This is a genomic window from Novosphingobium sp. (assembly GCF_049240505.1).
Lineage (GTDB): Bacteria > Pseudomonadota > Alphaproteobacteria > Sphingomonadales > Sphingomonadaceae > Novosphingobium.
Genome location: NZ_JBMLSM010000186.1, coordinates 1 through 19,644, shown reverse-complemented (window position 1 = coordinate 19,644; position 19,644 = coordinate 1). Strand labels below are relative to the sequence as shown.

Annotated in this window: 17 protein-coding genes; 7 read left to right on the top strand and 10 right to left on the bottom strand. The window is 61.2% G+C overall.

Features of this window, described 5'->3' with window-relative positions; translation table 11 throughout:
• Window positions 1-97 precede the first annotated feature (97 nt).
• Window positions 98-871 carry a nucleoside triphosphate pyrophosphohydrolase gene (gene mazG, locus ACOVQ0_RS15095; protein WP_421886139.1) on the top strand — a complete coding sequence of 258 codons (774 nt, stop codon included), beginning with the start codon at window positions 98-100 and terminating at the stop codon, window positions 869-871.
• On the opposite strand, the gene hflX is transcribed toward mazG, so the two are convergent.
• The 7 genes from hflX to dusB all read right to left on the bottom strand — a co-directional run bounded on the left by hflX (window position 852) and on the right by dusB (window position 10,282).
• Window positions 852-2,207: a GTPase HflX gene (gene hflX, locus ACOVQ0_RS15090; RefSeq protein ID WP_421886143.1), complete on the bottom strand. Its 1,356-nt coding sequence runs from the start codon at window positions 2,205-2,207 to the stop codon at window positions 852-854. The two genes, mazG and hflX, sit on opposite strands and share 20 nt — an antisense overlap.
• The gene (gene hfq / locus ACOVQ0_RS15085; RefSeq protein WP_421886136.1) at window positions 2,204-2,779 is read right to left on the bottom strand and encodes an RNA chaperone Hfq; all 576 of its coding nucleotides are present in this window, start codon (window positions 2,777-2,779) and stop codon (window positions 2,204-2,206) included. The genes hflX and hfq overlap by 4 nt, the downstream gene beginning before the upstream one ends.
• A 179-nt stretch (window positions 2,780-2,958) precedes the next feature.
• Window positions 2,959-4,344, bottom strand: coding sequence for a sigma-54-dependent transcriptional regulator (locus ACOVQ0_RS15080; RefSeq protein ID WP_421886133.1), 1,386 nt, complete (start codon window positions 4,342-4,344; stop codon window positions 2,959-2,961).
• Between the two features lie 12 nt (window positions 4,345-4,356).
• Complete coding sequence (locus ACOVQ0_RS15075) at window positions 4,357-6,585, bottom strand: sensor histidine kinase (RefSeq protein WP_421886130.1); 2,229 nt, start codon at window positions 6,583-6,585, stop codon at window positions 4,357-4,359.
• An 84-nt stretch (window positions 6,586-6,669) separates the two neighbouring features.
• A complete protein-coding gene (locus tag ACOVQ0_RS15070) occupies window positions 6,670-8,121 on the bottom strand; it encodes a sigma-54-dependent transcriptional regulator (RefSeq protein ID WP_421886127.1) in 1,452 nt (483 codons plus the stop codon).
• A complete protein-coding gene (locus ACOVQ0_RS15065) occupies window positions 8,118-9,236 on the bottom strand; it encodes a two-component system sensor histidine kinase NtrB (protein WP_421886124.1) in 1,119 nt (372 codons plus the stop codon). The genes ACOVQ0_RS15070 and ACOVQ0_RS15065 overlap by 4 nt, the downstream gene beginning before the upstream one ends.
• On the bottom strand, window positions 9,233-10,282 hold the full coding sequence (gene dusB / locus ACOVQ0_RS15060; protein WP_421886121.1) for a tRNA dihydrouridine synthase DusB: 1,050 nt from the start codon (window positions 10,280-10,282) through the stop codon (window positions 9,233-9,235). The genes ACOVQ0_RS15065 and dusB overlap by 4 nt, the downstream gene beginning before the upstream one ends.
• 101 nt (window positions 10,283-10,383) lie before the next feature.
• On the opposite strand from dusB, the gene ACOVQ0_RS15055 reads away from it, so the two are divergent.
• From ACOVQ0_RS15055 to ACOVQ0_RS15045, 3 genes are read left to right on the top strand one after another with little or no spacing between them, the layout of a single operon-like run.
• A complete protein-coding gene (locus tag ACOVQ0_RS15055; RefSeq protein ID WP_421886118.1) occupies window positions 10,384-11,586 on the top strand; it encodes a bifunctional 2-C-methyl-D-erythritol 4-phosphate cytidylyltransferase/2-C-methyl-D-erythritol 2,4-cyclodiphosphate synthase in 1,203 nt (400 codons plus the stop codon).
• 5 nt (window positions 11,587-11,591) lie between these two features.
• A complete protein-coding gene (locus tag ACOVQ0_RS15050) occupies window positions 11,592-12,140 on the top strand; it encodes a hypothetical protein (RefSeq protein ID WP_421886115.1) in 549 nt (182 codons plus the stop codon).
• A gap of 4 nt (window positions 12,141-12,144) precedes the next feature.
• Window positions 12,145-12,648: a CinA family protein gene (locus ACOVQ0_RS15045; protein WP_421886112.1), complete on the top strand. Its 504-nt coding sequence runs from the start codon at window positions 12,145-12,147 to the stop codon at window positions 12,646-12,648.
• On the opposite strand, the gene ACOVQ0_RS15040 is transcribed toward ACOVQ0_RS15045, so the two are convergent.
• Window positions 12,609-13,070, bottom strand: a complete 462-nt coding sequence (locus tag ACOVQ0_RS15040) for a type II toxin-antitoxin system RatA family toxin (RefSeq protein ID WP_421886109.1) — start codon at window positions 13,068-13,070, stop codon at window positions 12,609-12,611. The two genes, ACOVQ0_RS15045 and ACOVQ0_RS15040, sit on opposite strands and share 40 nt — an antisense overlap.
• Before the next feature lie 4 nt (window positions 13,071-13,074).
• Window positions 13,075-14,028 carry a lipoyl synthase gene (gene lipA / locus ACOVQ0_RS15035; protein ID WP_421886107.1) on the bottom strand — a complete coding sequence of 318 codons (954 nt, stop codon included), beginning with the start codon at window positions 14,026-14,028 and terminating at the stop codon, window positions 13,075-13,077.
• Between the two features lie 66 nt (window positions 14,029-14,094).
• Between lipA and ACOVQ0_RS15030 the strand changes: the two genes are divergently transcribed.
• The gene (locus ACOVQ0_RS15030; RefSeq protein WP_421886105.1) at window positions 14,095-14,745 is read left to right on the top strand and encodes a carbonic anhydrase; all 651 of its coding nucleotides are present in this window, start codon (window positions 14,095-14,097) and stop codon (window positions 14,743-14,745) included.
• 93 nt (window positions 14,746-14,838) lie between these two features.
• Here ACOVQ0_RS15030 and ACOVQ0_RS15025 read toward each other — a convergent pair whose 3' ends face one another.
• On the bottom strand, window positions 14,839-16,167 hold the full coding sequence (locus ACOVQ0_RS15025) for a tetratricopeptide repeat protein (protein ID WP_421886102.1): 1,329 nt from the start codon (window positions 16,165-16,167) through the stop codon (window positions 14,839-14,841).
• 323 nt (window positions 16,168-16,490) lie between these two features.
• On the opposite strand from ACOVQ0_RS15025, the gene gyrA reads away from it, so the two are divergent.
• Together gyrA and ACOVQ0_RS15015 are read left to right on the top strand one after the other, a co-directional pair.
• Window positions 16,491-19,229 (top strand): DNA gyrase subunit A, encoded by a 2,739-nt coding sequence (gene gyrA / locus ACOVQ0_RS15020; protein WP_421886099.1) that lies wholly within the window; start codon window positions 16,491-16,493, stop codon window positions 19,227-19,229.
• On the top strand, window positions 19,226-19,579 hold the full coding sequence (locus tag ACOVQ0_RS15015; RefSeq protein ID WP_421886097.1) for a DUF952 domain-containing protein: 354 nt from the start codon (window positions 19,226-19,228) through the stop codon (window positions 19,577-19,579). Before gyrA ends, ACOVQ0_RS15015 begins: the two co-directional genes overlap by 4 nt.
• Window positions 19,580-19,644: the final 65 nt, after the last annotated feature.

The window sequence follows — 19,644 nt, the reverse complement described above, 5'->3', positions numbered from 1 at the left end:
ACCCCGGATGAAATGGTAACGCTCGACGGATGACGCACTTCAAATGGAACTCACCACCGGAAGGGGGCCGCCTTTCCCGGCAAAACGGATTTCGATCATGCCCTCTGCGACTATGCCCAATCTTTCCCGCCTGATCGACATCATGGCGCGCCTGCGTGATCCCGTGCGAGGATGCGAATGGGATTGTGCGCAGACCTTTGCAACGATCGTGCCCTATACGATCGAGGAAGCATACGAAGTCGAGGATGCGATTGTTCGCGACGATATGGTGGCGCTGAAGGAAGAGCTTGGCGACTTGCTGCTGCAGGTCGTTTTTCACGCGCGCATGGCCGAGGAATTGGGACTGTTTGCATTCGACGATGTGGCGGCGGCGATTTCGGCCAAGATGGAAGCCCGGCACCCTCACGTATTCGGTGACGAGGTTGACGAAGGGCAATCGCGCGATGATCGCTGGGAAACGGCCAAAGCCGCAGAACGCGCATCCAAGGGGGCGGAAAGCGCGATGGATGGTGTCGCACTGGCGCTTCCGGCGCTCATGCGTGCCGAAAAGTTGCAGAAGCGCGCTGGACGCGATGGCTTCGACTGGCCTGATGTAGAAGATGCAATCGAGAAAGTTTATGAGGAGATTCAGGAACTTCGGGAAGCATCTTCAGACATTGAACGCAAAGATGAAGCAGGTGATCTGCTCTTCGCTACTGTGAATGTTGTGCGCAAGTATGGCGTGGCACCTGAGGAAGCGTTGCGCACGGCCAATGCGAAATTCGAACGGCGCTTCCGTGGGATGGAAGCGCTCGCTTCGGGTAAATTTGCCGCGCTCTCGCTCGATGAACAGGAAGCGCTTTGGCAGGCGGTCAAGCAGTCAGAGCGGTGAAGCGTCCCAGTTCGCGCGGGGTGAGGCGGACCCTAATTCGCATGGCGGGTTCAATCCCCTCCCCATCAATCTGGTTTTCTTCGATAATATCGCCGTGCGCGTGAAGCCATGCCAAGCGCTGCCCGTCTGACAGGGGCACGGTGATTTCAAGCGTCTTCGCAGTCCCGGTCAGCATCTGACCGAGTTGGTCCAGGAGAGCCGCAACGCCATCACCGGTCAGCGCAGAAACGGGCACAACGGGAACGTCGGCCACTTTTGCCGCAATCAGATCGTGCCGCATTGCCTGGTCTTCAGGCGTCAGCAAGTCCCACTTGTTCCACGCCTCGATCACGGGAATGGTTGGCCCCCCTTCTCCGTTGACGCCGAGATCGGCAAGAATCTGCTCGACTTCCGCCTTTTGATCCGCGCTCGCTGGATTTGCGACATCGCGGACATGGACGATCACATCGGCGGCGGTCACTTCCTCAAGCGTTGCCCGGAATGCGGCGACGAGTTGGGTCGGCAGGTCCGAGATGAATCCTACCGTATCGGACAGAATGGCCTTTTCCACGCCCGGCAACCGGATCGCGCGCATGGTGGGATCGAGCGTAGCGAAGAGCAGGTCTTCGGCCATCACGTCTGCCCCGGTCAAGCGGTTGAAAAGCGTTGATTTCCCGGCGTTGGTATAGCCGACGAGCGCGATGACCGGCCACGGCGCGCGCTGGCGACGTTCGCGGTGCAGGCCGCGGGTGCGACGGACCTGTTCCAGTTCCTTGCGCAGCCGGGCCATGCGTCCGCGGATGAGACGACGGTCTGCTTCGATCTGGGTTTCGCCGGGGCCGCCGAGGAAGCCGAAGCCGCCGCGCTGGCGTTCAAGGTGCGTCCATGACCGAACAAGGCGCCCGGCCTGATAATCAAGGTGTGCCAGTTCGACCTGAAGGCGACCTTCAGCGGTGGCCGCACGCTCTCCGAAGATTTCGAGAATCAGGCTGGTGCGGTCAATAACCTTGCGCTTGAGCTTGTCTTCAAGATTGCGCTGCTGGATTGCCGATAGCGCGCCATCGACGATGACGAGTTCGGCATCCGACTGGTTGCAGGCCACGGCAATACGATCGACCTGGCCTTCGCCGAACAAGGTGGCTGGACGCACCGCGCGGATCGGCAGGATGAACGCATCGACCACCTCGATACCGATGGCGCGAGCCAGCCCCTGCCCTTCTTCAAGGCGGGATTCAGCGTCTGCGCCAAGCCCCCCTCCCCGCTGTTTGATATCGGGGAGGACGACAACGGCGCGCGCGCCACGGGTGACTTCACCGGCTATATCGCCGGTGTTATTGCCAAATTCAAAAGTACTCAGGAATCCTCACCATCCCAGTCGCCGGTAAGATCAACGTGGCCGGCAGGCTGAATTGTCGAAACGGCATGTTTGTAAGCGAGTTGGACGTAGCCTTCACGCTCAAGCAACATGCAGAAGAGATCATAGGAAGCGACGCGGCCCTGCAGCATGACGCCGTTGACCAGGAACATCGTGACCTGAACGGCAGCATCACGCACGCTCGACAGGAACACTTCCTGAAGCAGGCGCGCCTTCTTGCCGTTTTCCTCACCGCCGGTCTGGAAGTGGGCAACCGAGAGCTGCTGGCCCGGCATGATGGTGGAGATCGCGTGCTTGTAGACCAGTTGCGACTGACCATCGCGGCGCAGCAGGATCGAGAAATTGTCGAACCACGTGACGATGCCCTGCAGTTTGACACCCTTCACGAGGAACATCGTTACGGGGATCTTGTTCTTGCGCAGGTGATTGAGGAACAGATCCTGAAGGTTCTGCCCCTTTCCGCCGCTGGGACCGGTAACGGGAGCAGCAGCTTCCGCGACGGGAGCAGGTTCGGCTTTGGGCCGAGGGCGGGCGGAAAGCGTTTTGCCGGTCATTCACGTGACTCCATTTTCTATTGGCTTGGCCCGATAACGGACCTTCGCGATCTGGCCTTCGTGCAAGTTGCATTCTGGCCGGGTTCATTGACGAGTTTATGTCCCTGCGCCCTTCCCGTAAACACGGGAAATTGCACAGGGTTTCGCATTAATGCGTATTCATGGGCGGAAAATCAAGGTCAGTCGTCATCCTCGTCATCCCGCCGTTCGGCCATGCCAAGGAGCTTGAGCTTGCGGTGGAGAGCTGAACGCTCCATGCCGATGAAGCTGGCGGTCTTGGAAATGTTGCCCGAAAACCGGCGGATCTGGACCTTGAGGTATTCGCGTTCGAAGTTCTCGCGCGCTTCGCGCAAGGGGACACCCATCAGCGTGGAGCCACCCGTATCGCCGCCCATCGGGGTGGCGACGATTTCTGACGGAAGCATGTCGGAATCAATGCGCGCCAGACGATCGCGCGGAGCAAGGATTACCGTGCGTTCGACGACGTTACGCAACTGGCGGACATTGCCCGGCCAATCGTAGCTCTGCATCGCGGCCATTGCTTCGGGCGAGACAGCCGGTGGCATCACGCCCTGTTCGTTGGCGTACCGCGTGAAAAAGTGATCGACCAGCGCGGGAATATCGTCGCGGCGTTCCATCAACGAAGGGATCGCGACGGGGACCACGTTGAGGCGGTAATAGAGGTCTTCGCGGAAACGACGCTCGGCGATTTCCTTTTCGAGAGGACGGGAGGACGAGGAAACGACACGCACATCCACGCGCAACTGGCGGTGCCCACCGACGCGGGCAAACGATTGCTCGGTCAGCACGCGCAGGATGCGGGCCTGACTCGACGCAGGCATATCCGACACTTCATCCAGAAACAGCGTGCCGCCGTCTGCCATCTCCAGCAGCCCTGCCCGCACCAGTTTACCGTCCACTTCCTCGCCAAACAGTTCCTGTTCGAAGCGTTCGGGCGTGATGCGGGCGGAGTTGACCGTGATGAAGGCATTCTGCGCGCGAGGACTCCACGAGTGCAGCAGGCGAGCAGCGACTTCCTTGCCCGATCCGGCCGGGCCAGTGATGAGCAGGCGGCTGCCGGTGTTGGCCACCCGTTTGAGCGTGGCGCGGACCTGATTGATCGCCGAACTGTTGCCGGTGAACTCCTCCGCCATAGCGAAGCCCTGACGCAGGCGCTGGTTTTCGCGGCGAAGACGCTCTGTTTCGGTCGCGCGTTCCACCAGCAGAAGCAGGCGCTCAGCCTCGAACGGCTTTTCGAGAAAGTCCATTGCGCCACGGCTGATCGCGGAGACGGCGGTATCGATGTTGCCATGACCCGAGAAGATGATGACCGGCAATTCCGGCTCACGCTTCTTGATCTCGTCCAACACTTCGAGCCCATCCATCGGGCTGCCGTGCAGCCACACATCGAGCAGGACGAGGCTTGGGCGCCGCTCGTCTATAGCGGCGAGTGCGGTCGTGCTGTCTGCTGCAAGGCGACAGCCATAGCCTTCGTCGGAAAGGACGCCGGCCACGAGTTCGCGGATATCGCGTTCGTCGTCCACGATGAGGATGTCGAGTGCCATGATGGAGTCCTGTCAGTCCTGTTCGGCGTGTACGGGGGAGTTGGTAAGCGGATCGCGCGCGAACCGCATGGTGACGCGGGTGCCGCCGCCCGGTTCGGGGGTAAAGGCCATCTCGCCGCCATGCTCTTCCACGATCTTGTGGACGATGGCGAGACCGAGGCCGGTACCCTTTTCGCGTGTGGTCATATAGGGTTCGAGAATGCGATCGCGTTCGGCGGGAAGGCCGATGCCGTTATCGGTAACGCTGACCGTGACGGTCTGGTGATCGCCTGCAAGCGTTACCGCAATTCGGCCGCGATAATCGACATCTTCCGCCTTGGCCCGCGCCTCGATCGCTTCGACGGCGTTCTTGACGACATTGGTCATCACCTGCCCGAACTGGTGACGATCGCACTGGAGCGGCATCGAAGGTTCATCGCAAGCAAAGCTGAAATCGATCCTTGCGTGAGCGACTTCCTGCAGGAACAGTGACTGGCGAACCAGATCGCTGGCATCCTCGGCTCGGAACACTGGCTTGGGCAGACGTGCGAACGAGGAGAACTCGTCCACCATCTTGCGCAAGTCACCCACCTGCCGAATGATCGTGCTGGTCAGTTCCTCAAACAGTTCAGGGTCGTTCTCGATCTGGCGGCCATAACGGCGCTTCAGGCGTTCGGTGGCAAGCTGGATCGGCGTGAGCGGGTTCTTGATTTCATGCGCGATGCGGCGCGCAACGTCTGACCACGCGGCGCGGCGCTGATCGAGCAACTGGCGGGTGATGTCCTCGAAAGTGATGACGTGGCCGTTGCTGTCCTCCGCCACGCGGACGGCCAGTGTGCGCAGATCACCATCGAGCGGGTGCTGGATCACATTGTTGGGCTGACCCGACGCCACGAGTTGAGCAAATACCGGCGACAGGTCTGCCAAGGGACGACCGATCGGGCTAGGCGCATCGGCAGGAACCAGAACTCGCTGTGCCGAGGAATTGATCAGTTGGACCGCGCCATCGCGCCCGATGGACAGGATGCCCGCGGTGATCGATTCCAGCACGGCTTCGATGAAAGCGCGGCGGACTTCCAGCTGGGCGTTGGCCGTGACCAGCGCCTGGGTTTGTCCTTCGAGCTGCTGCGTCATCCGGTTGAACGCGCGGGCAAGCAGGCCCACTTCATCGGTGCCACTGTTTTGCGCCACGCGCATCGCGAAGTTGCCGCTGCCAATGGTCCGTGCCGCAGACACGAGTTCCGCCAGTGGCGCAACCTGACGATCCGCAAAACGCAACGCTGCCCATACCGCCACAGCAACAAGCGCAAGGCTGACAGCGAAAAGCAGGATGTTGAACCGCAGTTGCAGCGCACGCGCCCGTGAGGTGAGCATGTCGTAGGATTTGAGAACGGTCTGCGCCCGCTCCCATTGTTCCAACGCCAGCGCGTTCGACGTGCGTGCGGCGTAGAGGTAGATGCCGCGTTGCTTGTCTACCGGAGTGATCGCCTCGATGCGTTCGGCCGAAGCGTTGACGACGACCATCTCGCCGGAATCAAGGCGTTTCAGATCCTGTCCGGTCACGCGTTGCTGCCGTTCGGTCTTGTCAGGATCGACGATGGCGGCGGTACGCAGCGAACCATCGGGCATCCGTTCAAGAATGGCCGATTCATTCATCTTTCGACCGAGAACCTGATAAGAATAGCCTTCGGCAAATTCGGTCGACGTGATCGGAGCCTGATCAAGATAGTCGCGAATGTCTCCGGCCATTGCGATGGTTTCGTTGCCGACGTCGCGCAGCTTGTCTTCATAGTAACCGCGCGCGAGCTGGTTCGCGTTTTCCAGCATTCCGCGCGAACTATCGGAGAACCAGAACTCCACGCCGGACTGGAACAGCAGCGAGGCAAAGACTACGACCAACAGAGTCGGAATGGCAGCGATCAGCGAGAACAACCAGACGAGCCTGACGTGCAGCCGACCGCTCGATCCCAGAACGCTCTTGTTCGCGCGGCGGATGGCAAGACGCCGCCCGCCAAGGACGAGCAGCGCCATCGCCGGAACCAGCGTTCCGATCAGTAAGCTGGACGTGAGCCGCGACGGCAGGATCTGCTCGTTCGAGCTTGTGCCGGTGACGGTGAGCCAACTGACAGACAGCATCAGGGCGAGAATGGCTGTAGCGGCAACTTCAAGCAGGAAGAAGACGTTTGCCCGACGCAAGCTTAGAAGCGCGCGGCGGTACCAGCGCGGCATTCGGCGGATGGAAGCATTGCCAGCCTGTTGCATCGTTGCACTGCTACAACACCACTGTTGCATCAATGCAAGAGGAAACCGACCAACGCCCGACCAAGCGGGATCAACTGCAAAGCATCAATCGCGCCGGGGCATCTCTTCCGGCGTGATCGCGAGATCGACGAGCCGCTTGCGCAAGGTGTTGCGGTTGATCCCGAGGATTTGGGCAGCGCGCAACTGGTTGCCGCCCGTCTGGGCCAGAATGTTGAGAAACAGCGGGCGCTCGAAAGCGGCCAGCGCTGCGTCATAAACAGTGCCGGGAGTTGGGGCGTTAATGGAAAGCCACAGATCGACAGAGTTCGCGAGACTTGCCGGGCCAGGCGATGGTTCACCACCCGCCATTTCGCCGCTGGACGGCAGCGCCCCCCCGTTTTCGGTATGCGTAAGCAGCGGTTCGATTGTGGCGGCATCGACCACCTCATCGCGTGCAAGCAGTGCGAGACGGTAGATGAAATTGCGCAATTCGCGCACGTTACCGCGCCACGGCTGGCGAGACAGAAGGTCAGAGCCTGCAGCCGTCAACTGGCGGCGAGGAAGCCCTTCGGCGGCAGCGCGAGCGAGGAAGTGGCGGGATAGCGCATCGATATCGTCGGCGCGTTCACGCAAGGGCGGCAGTTCTATGGGCACCACGGCAAGGCGGTAATACAGGTCTTCGCGGAACGTGCCCGCGGCGATCATCGGCAGAAGATCGCGGTTGGTCGCTGCGACGATGCGGCAATCCAGCGTGATCTCGTCCCGACCGCCGACGCGGCGGATGCGGCCCGATTGCAACGCGCGTAACAACCGTGTTTGCGCCTGCATGGGCATGTCACCGATTTCGTCCAAAAACAGGGTGCCGCCGCTGGCCTGTTCAAACTTGCCGATGGAGCGGGCGACAGCACCGGTAAATGCGCCCTTCTCGTGCCCGAAGAGTTCGCTCTCGATCAGTTCTGCAGGGATGGCTGCGGTGTTGACCGCGATGAACGGGCCGGAACGGCGATTGCCAAGCTGGTGGATCGCTTCTGCGACAAGTTCCTTGCCGGTGCCGGATTCGCCAAGAATCAGCACCGTCAGGTCGTTGCGCAACACGCGCGTGATCATGCGGTAGACCGCCTGCATCGCGGCGCTGCGGCCTACCAGCGGCAATCCCTGCGGCACATCCTGCGCCAGATCGGGCGCTGCAGTTTCAGCCTTGCCAATGGCCTGCGTGACGGTGCGGACAAGCTCTTCAAGGTCGAACGGTTTGGGGAAGTATTCGAAGGCACCGGTATCGCTGGCACGGACCGCCGTATCGAGCGTGTTCTGTGCCGAGAGGATGATAATCGGCAGCGCGGGATGCGCTTGGCGCACCGGGCCGAGCGTTTCAATGCCGTCGCCATCGGTGAGCATGACATCGGTCAGGAGCAGGCGATAATCGGCCCCGGCCAGAAAACGGTCGCGCCCGGCGATGGAATCGCAGCGGTCCACGTCAAAGCCTTCAGCCTCAAGCGCGGCCGTGATGACGAGGGCAATCGATGCGTCGTCTTCAACAAGAAGAATGCGCTTGGTCATGGCTGAACTGATCCGGCGACGGGAAGATGGATGCGGAAGTTGGTGATCCCTTTGGCCTCATCCCGATCGTGCGTAATGCGACCGTTCATTTCCCGCACAAGCTTCTGCACGAGCGCGAGACCCAGACCCTGCCCGTTCTTCTTGCCCGTGACGAACGGCTCGAAAATATGGTCGCGCAGCTTGGGGTCGATACCGGGCCCGTTGTCGCTGACGCGCAATTCGATCGGCAGGCGCAGCGGTTTGCCACCGGGACCGGCATGAAGCTGGATGCCACTGGCAAAGCGGGTGCGGACCGATATTTTTGGCGACCCTTCGTGCTGGCAGGCCTCGCGCGCATTGCTGAGCAGGTTGAGCAAGACCTGCACGAGCGAATCCGGATTGGCCATGATCGGTGGGAGCGAAGGGTCAAACTCCTCCTCGATGACGGTCGACTTCGGATGAGCAGCGGTCAGAACGGCCTGCGCGCGGCGCACCGCCTCATGCAGGTTGCACTGTTGCGCGGGTTCGGCGCTGCGGCGCGAAAGCGACTGCATCTGGTCGATCAGCTTGGCGATGCGATCGACCTCGGCCGTGATCAGGCCGGTCATCGCGCGATCGCGTTCCGAAAGCTTGCGATCGAGAAGCTGGGCTGCTCCACGGATGCCGGCAAGCGGGTTCTTGATCTCGTGCGCGAGGACTTCGGGCGCGCGCAGGGCCACCCCTTCCCCGCCGCCTGCGCCGCTGCCGTCACCGGTCAGTGCTTCCACGCCAACGCCTTCGTGAAGCATGAGCAATTGCCAACCGGGGCAATGGGTTACCGGGCTGGTCATCACGTCAAACCGGCGCGGGGCCTGTCCCATGATCCGCACGCGGACGCCGCGTGCAAAAAGCTGCGCTTCGCCATCGGCAAGACGGCCGAGAATCAGCGGCTCTTCAAAATCGAACAATTCGGCCACCGATTTGCCGACCAGACGACGGTAGCTTTGGCCCATGAGCTGCTCAGCGGCGGGATTGACCGTGGCCACAATCAGTTCGGGATCGAGTTGCAACAGAGCGAGCGGAAGGCTTGCGACGACGCGCTTCGGATCGGGCTTCTGCCCCGGTTCGGAACGGCGCCAGTCGGGAAGCGCAATCATGCCGCAGCGCGTTGCCCTGCGGCGTCCTCAGCCGCCAGTTGATGCTCTATTGCGCGACCATAGAAATCTGCAAGGCTGGCGATAACCGCCTTCGGGTCATCGATGAAGTTGACCTTGTTGCGGAAGTCCGCCGAACCGTGCAGCCCCTTGGTGTACCAGCCCAAATGCTTGCGCGCCATGTTGACACCAGTCACCGCGCCATAGTGCTCCTGCATGGCGTGGTAGTGTTCAATGATCAGGGCATACTGTTCCGGCAGGGTCGGGTCTGCCAGACGCTGCCCTGTGTTCAACCAGTGCATTATCTGCCCCAGCAGCCAGGGACGGCCATAGGAGCCGCGCCCGATCATCACGCCATCAGCGCCGCTTTGCTCCACGGCAGTGGCTACGTCCTCGATGGTGCAGATGTCGCCGTTGACGATGACGGGGATGGAAACCGCCTGCTTCACCTTGCGGACAAAGGCCCAGTCGGCGTTGCCTTTGTAAAGCTGGTTGCGTGTCCGCCCGTGGACGGTGATCATCTTCGCGCCGAGGTCTTCGGCAATGCGCGCAAGTTCGGGAGCGTTGAGACTGTCATGACACCAGCCCATACGCATCTTGACGGTGACGGGCACGTTAACAGCCTTGACCGTGGCCTCAATCAATCGCGTGGCCAAGGGGATATCGCGCATCAGGGCCGAACCGGCATCACCGTTGACGACCTTGCGCACGGGGCAGCCCATGTTGATGTCGATGATCGCGGCGCCCTTGTCTTCGGACAGCTTGGCGGCTTCGGCCATCTGGGCCGGCTCGCAGCCGACCAGTTGCATCGACACCGGCTCTTCGATGGGGTGCCATGCCGCTTTCTGGATCGACTGGCGCGTTTCACGGATCGCAGCGGGGCTGGCAATCATCTCGGTCACGTTGAGGCCTGATCCGAAGCGGCGCACGATCGTGCGGAACGGCAGGTCGGAAACGCCTGTCATGGGAGCGAGCACAACCGGGCAATCGACCGTGACAGGGCCGACCTGAATGGGTTTGAGCTGCGGTGGAACGGGCGCGTCGGTCATGGATCAATAACTGCCTAAAAAACAGGCAGCGCTTAGTCGATTGCAGATGAAACGGCAAGGCTGTTGCTCCGGGTGGGCAAGCGCTGGTAGAGGCGCGGCGAATGGTCGCTCTCCCACCTCTCACTGACGACACTCCGTCTGCTTCGGTTGCCGCCGTTGTCGTGGCAGCAGGCAAAGGGTTGCGGACGGGCGGCGCGGTGCCAAAGCAGTTCGTAATCTGGCGCGGCAAGCCACTGGTGCGGCATTCGGTTGAAGCACTGTTGAACAGCGGGGTCGCGCCAGTGGTGGTCGCGATTCCCGATGGCTGGCACGATGTCGCAGCAGATGCCCTGACGGGGCTTGCGAATGTGCGGTTCGTAACTGGCGGGGCAACCCGGCAGGAATCGGTGCGCGTTGCATTGGAGCTTCTGGTAGAATCTGCCCCGACAAAAGTGCTGATCCACGACGCGGCGAGGCCGGTGCTTGGGCATGAGGTGATTGATCGACTGGTTAAGGCGCTTGATTGCGGCTTGGCAGCGATACCGGCGCTGCCAGTGGTCGACAGCGTGGTGCGCGGCGGTACGGGCGCGATGCTTCACAGCGTGCCGCGCGAGGAGCTTTATCGCGTGCAGACACCGCAAGGCTTTGCTTTTGGCTCCATTCTTGCCGCGCATCGCGCTTGGCAAGGCGAACCCGACGCAGGGGATGATGCGCAAGTTGCAGTGGCAGCGGGACATCAGGTCCTGCTGGTTGAAGGCGATGAAGCGCTGCGCAAGGTGACCTTTGCCGCAGATCTCGAGGAGCAGGACGTGAACAGCCAGATTCGCACAGGAATGGGCTTTGACGTTCATCGCCTTGTTTCAGGTGAGGAACTTTGGCTGTGCGGGGTCAGAATACCGCATGACAAGGGTCTGTCCGGGCACTCCGACGCCGATGTGGCCATTCATGCGCTCGTTGATGCCCTGCTCGGTGCAATCGCAGCGGGCGATATCGGTGATCACTTCCCACCATCAGATCCACAGTGGAAAGGCGCATCGTCAGACCGGTTCCTCGCCCATGCGGCAAGCCTCGTGCGCAAGGCTGGCTTCGCGATTGGCAACGTGGATGTCACGATAATCTGCGAGGCACCGAAGATCGGACCACACAAGCAGGCAATGCGCGAAGCACTTGCCCGCATTCTCGGGATTGACACGGGCCTTGTCTCTGTCAAGGCGACGACAACGGAACGCCTTGGAATGACAGGGCGCGGTGAAGGAATTGCGGCACAGGCGGTGGCAACGGTCCATTCCACAGGACCACTCCCGCCGACGCTTGCAGGAGCTTGACGCAGATGAAGATTTCACGATTTGCACTGGCTGCCAGCGCCGGTCTGGCGCTGTTTCAGGCACAGCTGGCGCAGGCTGCCACGCCCGCCCCATGCCTGAGCGAAGCCGAGGTCACAGCGCTTGTTGGATTCGCCCTGCCATCGGTGATTGATGGCACGATGAAAAGCTGCAGGCCGCACCTTTCCAGCAATGGCTATTTCGCCACGCGCGGCAGCGAATTCCTTGATCGCTATGCAACGCGCAAAGCGGTGAACTGGCCGATGGCCAAATCTGCGTTCGTCAAGCTTGGGTCGAGCAAGGACAGCAAGATGACCGACACGATCGCCAACTTGCCAGACGAGGCCGTGCAGCCTTTCGTCGAAGGATTGGTCAGCGAAATGGTCGGCAGCGAAATCAAGCCCGATCAGTGCACCGCCATCGAACGCGGCGTGCGCCTGCTGTCACCGCTTCCGCCCGAAAACACCGCTGAACTGGTGAGCTTCATTCTGGTTCTGTCGAGCAAGCCGAAGCCCGGCAAGACATCGGCATTTCCCATCTGCAAGACAGCGGCCTGATCGGATGGACAGTGTTCTCCCCCCGATAATCGGTGAGCTTGCGCGCCGGGTCGTTGCCGAAAACGCGGCACTTGGCCGCAAACTTGCCGTGGCCGAAAGCTGCACCGGCGGTCTGGTCGCTGCGGCCTTGACCGAGGTTCCCGGCAGTTCGGCTGTATTGGATCGCGGTTTCGTTACCTATTCCAACGAGGCGAAGCAGGAACTGCTGAACGTTTCGGAGGATCTGATCGACACCTTCGGCGCGGTATCCATCGCTGTTGCCTGGTCGATGGCACAGGGCGCGCTAAAGAAATCCAATGCCGATGTGGCTGTGGCGATTACCGGAGTGGCCGGGCCTGACGGCGGCAGCGAGCAAAAGCCGGTGGGCACCGTGGTCTTTGCCTGCGCAAAGCGTGGTGAGGACCCTGAGGCCACCAACGCCGAATTGAAAGTCTTCGACACTGCCACGACACGCGCAGAAGTGCGCCTTCAGGCGACGCTGACCGCGCTGGAACTGCTGCTGCCGTAGAGCTGCTCGGCCCGTTTCTCGAATGCGGCGACCATCTTGCGGAACGCCGCATCGAGATACTGCCCCGCCAGCTTTTCAAAGATGGCATTGCGGAAGGTGAAATCCACACAGAAACCGATGGTGCAGCCGCCGTCGGCGTTGGGTGTGAATGTCCAATCGTTTTCGAGCCGTTTGAGCGGGCCGTCGATATATTCCACTCTGATGTGGCTGGGCCGCACCTTATGAACGCGCGAGGTGAATTTCTCGCGCAACGCGCTGAACCCCACCAGCATATCCGCGATCATCTCGGTTTCGCTATCAGACCTGACGCGGGTGCCCACCACCCAGGGCAGAAATTCGGCATAGCGCCGCACATCGGCGACCAGATCGAACATCTGGTCTGCCGACCATTGCATCGACCGGGTTTCAACGATCTTCGGCAAGGATTCAGCCCTGCGCTGCAGCTTTCTGGGCAGCTTTCGCAAGCTGCGCGTCACGCGTGGCGCGCATCGCACGGAAATCATCCCCGGCGTGATAGCTGGACCGCGTGAGCGGGCTGGCCGCGACTTGCAGGAAGCCCTTGGCACGGGCGATCGCTCCATAAGCCTCGAACGCCTTGGGCGTGACGAACTCGATCACCTTGGCGTGCTTTGGCGTGGGTTGCAGATATTGGCCCATCGTGAGGAAATCGATCTGCGCTGAACGCATGTCGTCCATTACCTGATGCACTTCGAGGCGCTCCTCGCCAAGACCGAGCATCACGCCGGACTTGGTGAAGATCCGAGGATCGTGGCGCTTCACCTGTTCCAGCAGGCGCAACGAAGCGTAGTAACGCGCGCCGGGGCGGATCGTCGGGTAGAGCCGGGGCACTGTTTCGAGATTGTGGTTGTAAACATCCGGCCCCGCATCGACGATGGCTTCGACGGCAGCTTCCATCTTGTTGCGGAAATCAGGCGTCAGAATTTCGATCGTGGTCTTTGGCGTCATCTCACGCAGCGCGTTGATCACCTTGACGAAATGGCCAGCGCCGCCATCGGGCAGGTCATCGCGATCCACCGATGTGATGACGATGTGTTCAAGGCCCATCTTGGCCGCTGCTGTGGCGACATTGATCGGCTCCATCGGGTCCACCGCGCGCGGCATTCCGGTCTTTACGTTGCAAAACGCGCAGGCCCTGGTGCAGACCTCGCCCAGAATCATCACCGTTGCGTGCTTCTTGGTCCAGCATTCACCGATATTCGGGCACGCCGCCTCTTCGCACACAGTGTTCAGCCCAAGTTCGCGCATCAGGGCGCGTGTTTCGCCATAGCCCTTGCTTGTAGGAGCTTTTACGCGAATCCAGTCGGGCTTGCGCTGGCGTTCAGGACGGGTGTTCGGAAGATTTTGGGCCGGGTCGTTCATTGGGTCCAGATAGGCCGTTCGGGCGGCACTTGAAAGACCCAATCGTTGCGGCCATTAGCGTGGACCATGACCCAGACCACACCCGAGTTCGATCACCTGCTTTCAGGATACCGCCGCTTCCGGGAAACCGGCTGGAACCGCCGACTGGAGCGCTGGCGCCAGCTTCGCGATGGGCAGGAACCGCAAGTCATGGTCATCGCCTGTTCCGACAGCCGGGTTGATCCTGCACAGATATTCGATGTCGATCCCGGCGAAATTTTCGTGGTGCGCAATGTCGCCGCGATGGTCCCCCCGTTCGAGACGACGCCGGGCCATCACGGTGTTTCAGCAGCACTCGAATTTGCGGTGCAGGTTCTTAAGGTAAAGGAAGTCGTGGTCATGGGCCACGGCATGTGCGGCGGCTGCAAGGCCGCGCTTACGCATAGCCTGAAGGGCACTGCGCCCGGCGACGGTGGCTTCGTGACGGACTGGATTTCACTGCTTGACGATGTGCGCGAAGAAGTCGTCGCCAAGCATGGGACAGAGGGGCGTGACGCCGAACAGGCGATGGAACTGGCAGGCGTTCGCCAGAGCGTTGCCAATCTGCGCACTTTTCCGTTCGTCAGCCGGAAGGAAGCACAGGGCGAACTTCGCTTGCGCGGCGCATTCTTTGCGATTTCGGACGGCGTTCTGCATGTTCTGGACGAAACAAGCGGGGATTTCGCACCGGCTGCCTGATTTCAGAAGGTTGCCGGTTCAGCCTTCCAACGCAACGAAAAAGGGCGGCCCATCGGGACCGCCCTTTTTTATGCCTGCTTGCGCAGAAGTCGTTCAGGGACGTGCCTGAGTGGTCGCAAAAGTTGCCCAGAGGCGTGCCAGCGGTGCGCGTGCACCGGTGACCTGCGCAAAGCTGGCCTTGGCTTCCTCGAACTTGTCCTGATCGACCTGCGCGATGCCCAGACGGGTCAGCGCACGATCCTTGTCGATCGCACCCTTTTCAATGGCCATCTTGTACATTTCTTCGGCCTTGGCCGGTTCGTCATACGAGAGGTATGCGTCGGCCATTGCCAGTGCGCTCTTGCCGTCCTTGCCCGCACGGGCATCCTTATCGAGCGCGGGGAGCGAGGCCTTGTCAGCTGCGATACGGCCCTTCGACTGCGAAAGCGCATCCGAAACAAACGGATCGTTGGCCTTCAGCACGCCGCTCTTCACACCCATTTCCGTGACCTTCAGGACTTCACCCGGAAGACGACGCGGGTCAGCCGCTTCGATATATTCGATGTATTCACGCTCGACATACTTGGGATCGTTCTGGAAACCACCCGAACGCAGCAGCAGACGACCAAGGTCCAGCGATTCCTGGTTGGTGAACTGCCCAAATTCGCGCACGAGCTGACCTGCACCAAGCCAGTTGATAGGCGTCGGATCGTTTTCGACCATCATCGTCGACCATTCGATCGCCTGCGGCCCAAGCTTGCTCTTGTAGGCGATAAGGTTCGCGCGCTTGAACCAGCCTTCCGGCACGGCTCCGCCTGCCGCCTTGCGCGCATCCACGGCTGCCTTGAGTCCGGCAAGCGCTTCGGCGTTCTGGCCCTGCTGCGAGTACGAATCAGCCAGCAGTTCAGCGGCGGTATCGTCCTTGTAATTGGCGGCCACAACGGCGGTCAGCGCCTTCACCGCCGTCGGGAAATCCTTGTTCGAATAAGCGAAGTTACCGAGGTAGAACTGGTACTCGGTCACATTCGCCGCGGGCACCTGACCGCTGTCGAGCATGTTCTGAATACCGCGCTGGCGCATGGCCAGATCGTTGAGGATGCCACCGAGGCTGACAGCCCAACCACCGGCTGCCATGCGATCGAGCGGAGTCTTGATCGCTGCTTCGGCAGCGGCGAGTTCAGCCGGGGCATTGGCGACGAGCGCCTTCTGCGCAGCGGCATCAGCACCCTTCTTCTTGGCTTCGTCGAGCGCGTTCATTGTCTTCTGGATCGGACCGGCAGCGCCAACGAACTCCTTCGAATAGCTGGCCTTTTCGACCTTCGGTTCTTTTTCCTTGGCGAACGCGGCGGTCGCACCGACCGTCAGCGCGCCGGTGGACAGGGCAAGGGCCAGCGCCGTCTTGCCGATCATGCCGCCAGAAACACGCTTGAAAGTAGCACGCATAGAACTCGTCTCCTGTTCGACCGGATGCGTTGCAGGGCAACCATGCCCGGCACCGATGCACCTTCGGTCCTCTCACCTCTGGTCGTATCCGCTAGTGGCGCGGAAATAGCCCCTTGGCAACGGTTTGTGCGCTATCCTTGTTGCCGTGAACGGCGATTGAATGACGCCTCGTCCGAATATTCAGGCAACTGGTCGCACGCGCTCGCAAATGTGGAAAACCGGGGGTGATCCGGGCCGATCCGGGCCGCATTGCTGGCTATCGACGGGCAATGGGTCTAGGGCCATTTTTCCGTCCTTTGTCATCATAACGAAAAGCAGTCCACGTGAGCGACGACACCACGATCATCGACCCCCCCGCCCCTGAAGGCGAGTTCCAGCGGATCGACATCGTTGACGAGATGAAGACCAGCTACCTCGATTACGCGATGAGCGTGATCGTCAGTCGCGCGCTGCCTGACGTGCGCGACGGGTTGAAGCCGGTTCATCGCCGCATTCTTTGGACCAGCCACGAAAACGGCTTCGTCTCGACCAAGGCCTACCGCAAATCGGCGCGCATCGTCGGGGATGCGATGGGCAAGTATCACCCGCACGGCGACGCCGCGATCTATGACGCGCTGGCGCGCATGACGCAGGACTGGTCGATGCGGCTGCCGTTGATCGACGGCCAGGGCAACTTCGGTTCGATGGACCCCGATCCGCCCGCATCGATGCGGTATACCGAAGCCCGTCTGGCAAAGGTCGCAGATTCGCTGCTCGCGGATATCGACAAGGATACTGTCGATTTCACCCCGAACTACGACGGTTCGGAGCACGAACCGCAAGTCCTGCCCGCACGCTTTCCCAACCTGCTGGTCAACGGCGCAGGCGGCATCGCGGTGGGCATGGCCACGAACATTCCGCCCCACAATCTGGGCGAAGTGATCGACGGCTGTCTTGCCTATATGGACAATCCGCTGATCACGATCGACGAACTGATCCAGATCATCCCGGGGCCGGACTTCCCCACAGCCCCGCTCATCCTGGGCACTGCAGGCGCGCGCAAAGCCTATCATGAAGGCCGTGGCTCCATCATCATGCGCGCGCGCCATCAGATCGAGGAAGGGCGCGGAGACCGTCGCTCGATCGTGCTGACGTCGATTCCCTATCAGGTTGGCAAGTCGGGCCTGGTCGAGAAGATTGCCGAAGCGGCCAAGGACAAGCGGATCGAGGGTATCTCGGACATCCGTGACGAATCGAACCGCGAGGGCGTGCGCGTGGTCATCGACCTAAAGCGCGATGCGACGCCGGAAGTCGTGCTCAATCAGGTGTGGCGCAATACCCCTGCGCAATCGAGCTTCCCCGCCAATATGCTGGCGATTCGCGGCGGCCGCCCTGAGGTGCTCAACCTCAAGGATATCATCGAAGCCTTCGTGCGCTTCCGCGAAGAGGTTATCACACGCCGCACCAAGTTCGAACTGAACAAGGCGCGCGACCGGGCGCATATCCTGCTTGGCCTCGTCATCGCGGTTACCAACCTTGATGAGGTGGTGCGGATCATCCGCAGTTCGCCCAATCCAGCCACGGCGCGCGAAACGCTGCTGGCGCGCGAATGGCCGATGGGTGAGATTGCGCCCTATATCAAGCTCGTCGAAGCGATCGAGGACGCCGGTGTTGCCGACGCGGCAACCTATCGCCTGTCGGAAATTCAGGTCCGCGCCATTCTTGATCTGCGCCTGCACCGTTTGACGGCGCTGGGACGCGACGAAATCGGCGATGAACTTGAAGGCCTTTCGAAGGCTATTGCCGAATACCTTTCGATCCTTGCCGATCGCGTGAAGCTGTATGGTGTCATGCGGCAGGAACTGCTCGAAGTGCGGCAGGCCTTTGCCACGCCGCGCAAGTCCGAAATCACGGCGCCCGCCGATGGTATCGAGGACGAAGACCTGATCGAGCGCGAGGACATGGTCGTCACGATCACGCTTGACGGTTATATCAAGCGGACCCCGCTTTCCACTTTCCGCGCGCAGAACCGTGGCGGCAAGGGCCGGAGCGGCATGGCGACCAAGGACGAGGATGCGGTTGGGACGATGTTCGTCACCAGCACGCACACGCCGGTGCTGTTCTTCTCGACCGCGGGCAAGGTCTATCGCCTCAAGGTATGGCGCCTGCCCGAAGGCGGGCCGACCACGCGCGGCCGCCCGGTCATCAACATGCTGCCCGCGCTCGACAAGGACGAGACGATTGCAACCGTGCTGCCGCTGCCGGAAGACGAGGCAGAGTGGGGCAAACTGTCGGTGGTCTTCGCTACGGCAAAGGGCAATGTGCGTCGCAACTCGATGGACGCTTTCGCCAACATCCCGTCGAACGGGAAGTTCGCGATGAAGTTCGACGAGGATAGCGACGATCGACTGATCGGCGTTGCGTTGCTGGAGCCGAGCGATGACGTGCTTTTGGCGACCCGTTCGGGCAAGGCCATCCGCTTTGCGGGCGATGAAGTGCGCGAATTCACGAGCCGAACCTCCACCGGCGTGCGCGGTATGACGCTCAAGGGTGACGACGAGGTAATCTCGCTATCGATCCTTCATCGCGTGGGCACATCGCCCGACGAGCGCGAGGATTACGTTCGCTTTGCGCCGTGGAAGGGCGAAAAGGAAGGCGAACCGGCGCTTTCGGCAGAACGCTATGCGGAGTTGCAGGCGCGCGAGCAGTTCATTCTGACGGTATGCGCCAATGGCTATGGCAAGCTGTCATCAGCCTATGAGTATCGCCGGACAGGACGCGGCGGCCAAGGCATCACCAACATTGACAATATCGGCCGCAACGGACCTGTAGTGGCAAGCTTCCCTGCAGTGCAGGCCGATCAGCTGATGCTGGTAACCGATCAAGCCAAGCTCATCCGCCTGCCGCTTGGCTCGCTGCGAGTGATTGGTCGTGGTTCTGCAGGTGTCCGCTTGTTCAACGTTTCGGGTGATGAGCATGTGGTCAGCGCTGTGCGTCTGGCCGAAGAAGAAGGCGCCGACGAGGCCGAGATTGCAACGCCCGACGCCGATGGCGATGCCAATGGTGAAAGCGCGCCGGAATGACGGAACGTCCGCTTCTTGCCTACAAGGTGCTGACTGGTCCTCAGATGGCCCAGCTTGAGGCTGAAGGCGTGTTTCAAGGCGCGCCGGTCGATCTGGCGGATGGCTACATCCACCTTTCGACCGAAGCGCAGCTTACCGAGACGGTGGACAAGCACTTTGTAGGGCAAGACGATCTTCACGTAGTGGCGGTCGATCTGGTCGCGCTGGGTGGCGCTGTGAAGTGGGAGCCTTCACGTGGGGGGGCTCTGTTTCCGCACGTTTACGCCGATCTGCCGTTGAGCGCGGCGGTAGCCTATGGGCCATTGGAGCGGGATGAGGCTGGGCAGGTGCGATTGCCGGTCGCGGGGTAACGCGCCTCTTATACCAACCTGCAGTGATCCCGACCTATGAGGACGGTTTTTGGCGGTTCTCGGCA

Coding starts and splice junctions, on each gene's coding strand:
- mazG (WP_421886139.1), top strand. CDS start 98: ATGCCCTCTGCGACTATGCCCAATCTTTCCCGCCTGATCGACATCATG.
- hfq (WP_421886136.1), bottom strand. CDS start 2,779: ATGACCGGCAAAACGCTTTCCGCCCGCCCTCGGCCCAAAGCCGAACCT.
- ACOVQ0_RS15080 (WP_421886133.1), bottom strand. CDS start 4,344: ATGGCACTCGACATCCTCATCGTGGACGACGAACGCGATATCCGCGAA.
- ACOVQ0_RS15075 (WP_421886130.1), bottom strand. CDS start 6,585: ATGCAACAGGCTGGCAATGCTTCCATCCGCCGAATGCCGCGCTGGTAC.
- ACOVQ0_RS15070 (WP_421886127.1), bottom strand. CDS start 8,121: ATGACCAAGCGCATTCTTCTTGTTGAAGACGACGCATCGATTGCCCTC.
- ACOVQ0_RS15065 (WP_421886124.1), bottom strand. CDS start 9,236: ATGATTGCGCTTCCCGACTGGCGCCGTTCCGAACCGGGGCAGAAGCCC.
- dusB (WP_421886121.1), bottom strand. CDS start 10,282: ATGACCGACGCGCCCGTTCCACCGCAGCTCAAACCCATTCAGGTCGGC.
- ACOVQ0_RS15055 (WP_421886118.1), top strand. CDS start 10,384: ATGGTCGCTCTCCCACCTCTCACTGACGACACTCCGTCTGCTTCGGTT.
- ACOVQ0_RS15050 (WP_421886115.1), top strand. CDS start 11,592: ATGAAGATTTCACGATTTGCACTGGCTGCCAGCGCCGGTCTGGCGCTG.
- ACOVQ0_RS15045 (WP_421886112.1), top strand. CDS start 12,145: ATGGACAGTGTTCTCCCCCCGATAATCGGTGAGCTTGCGCGCCGGGTC.
- lipA (WP_421886107.1), bottom strand. CDS start 14,028: ATGAACGACCCGGCCCAAAATCTTCCGAACACCCGTCCTGAACGCCAG.
- ACOVQ0_RS15030 (WP_421886105.1), top strand. CDS start 14,095: ATGACCCAGACCACACCCGAGTTCGATCACCTGCTTTCAGGATACCGC.
- ACOVQ0_RS15025 (WP_421886102.1), bottom strand. CDS start 16,167: ATGCGTGCTACTTTCAAGCGTGTTTCTGGCGGCATGATCGGCAAGACG.
- ACOVQ0_RS15015 (WP_421886097.1), top strand. CDS start 19,226: ATGACGGAACGTCCGCTTCTTGCCTACAAGGTGCTGACTGGTCCTCAG.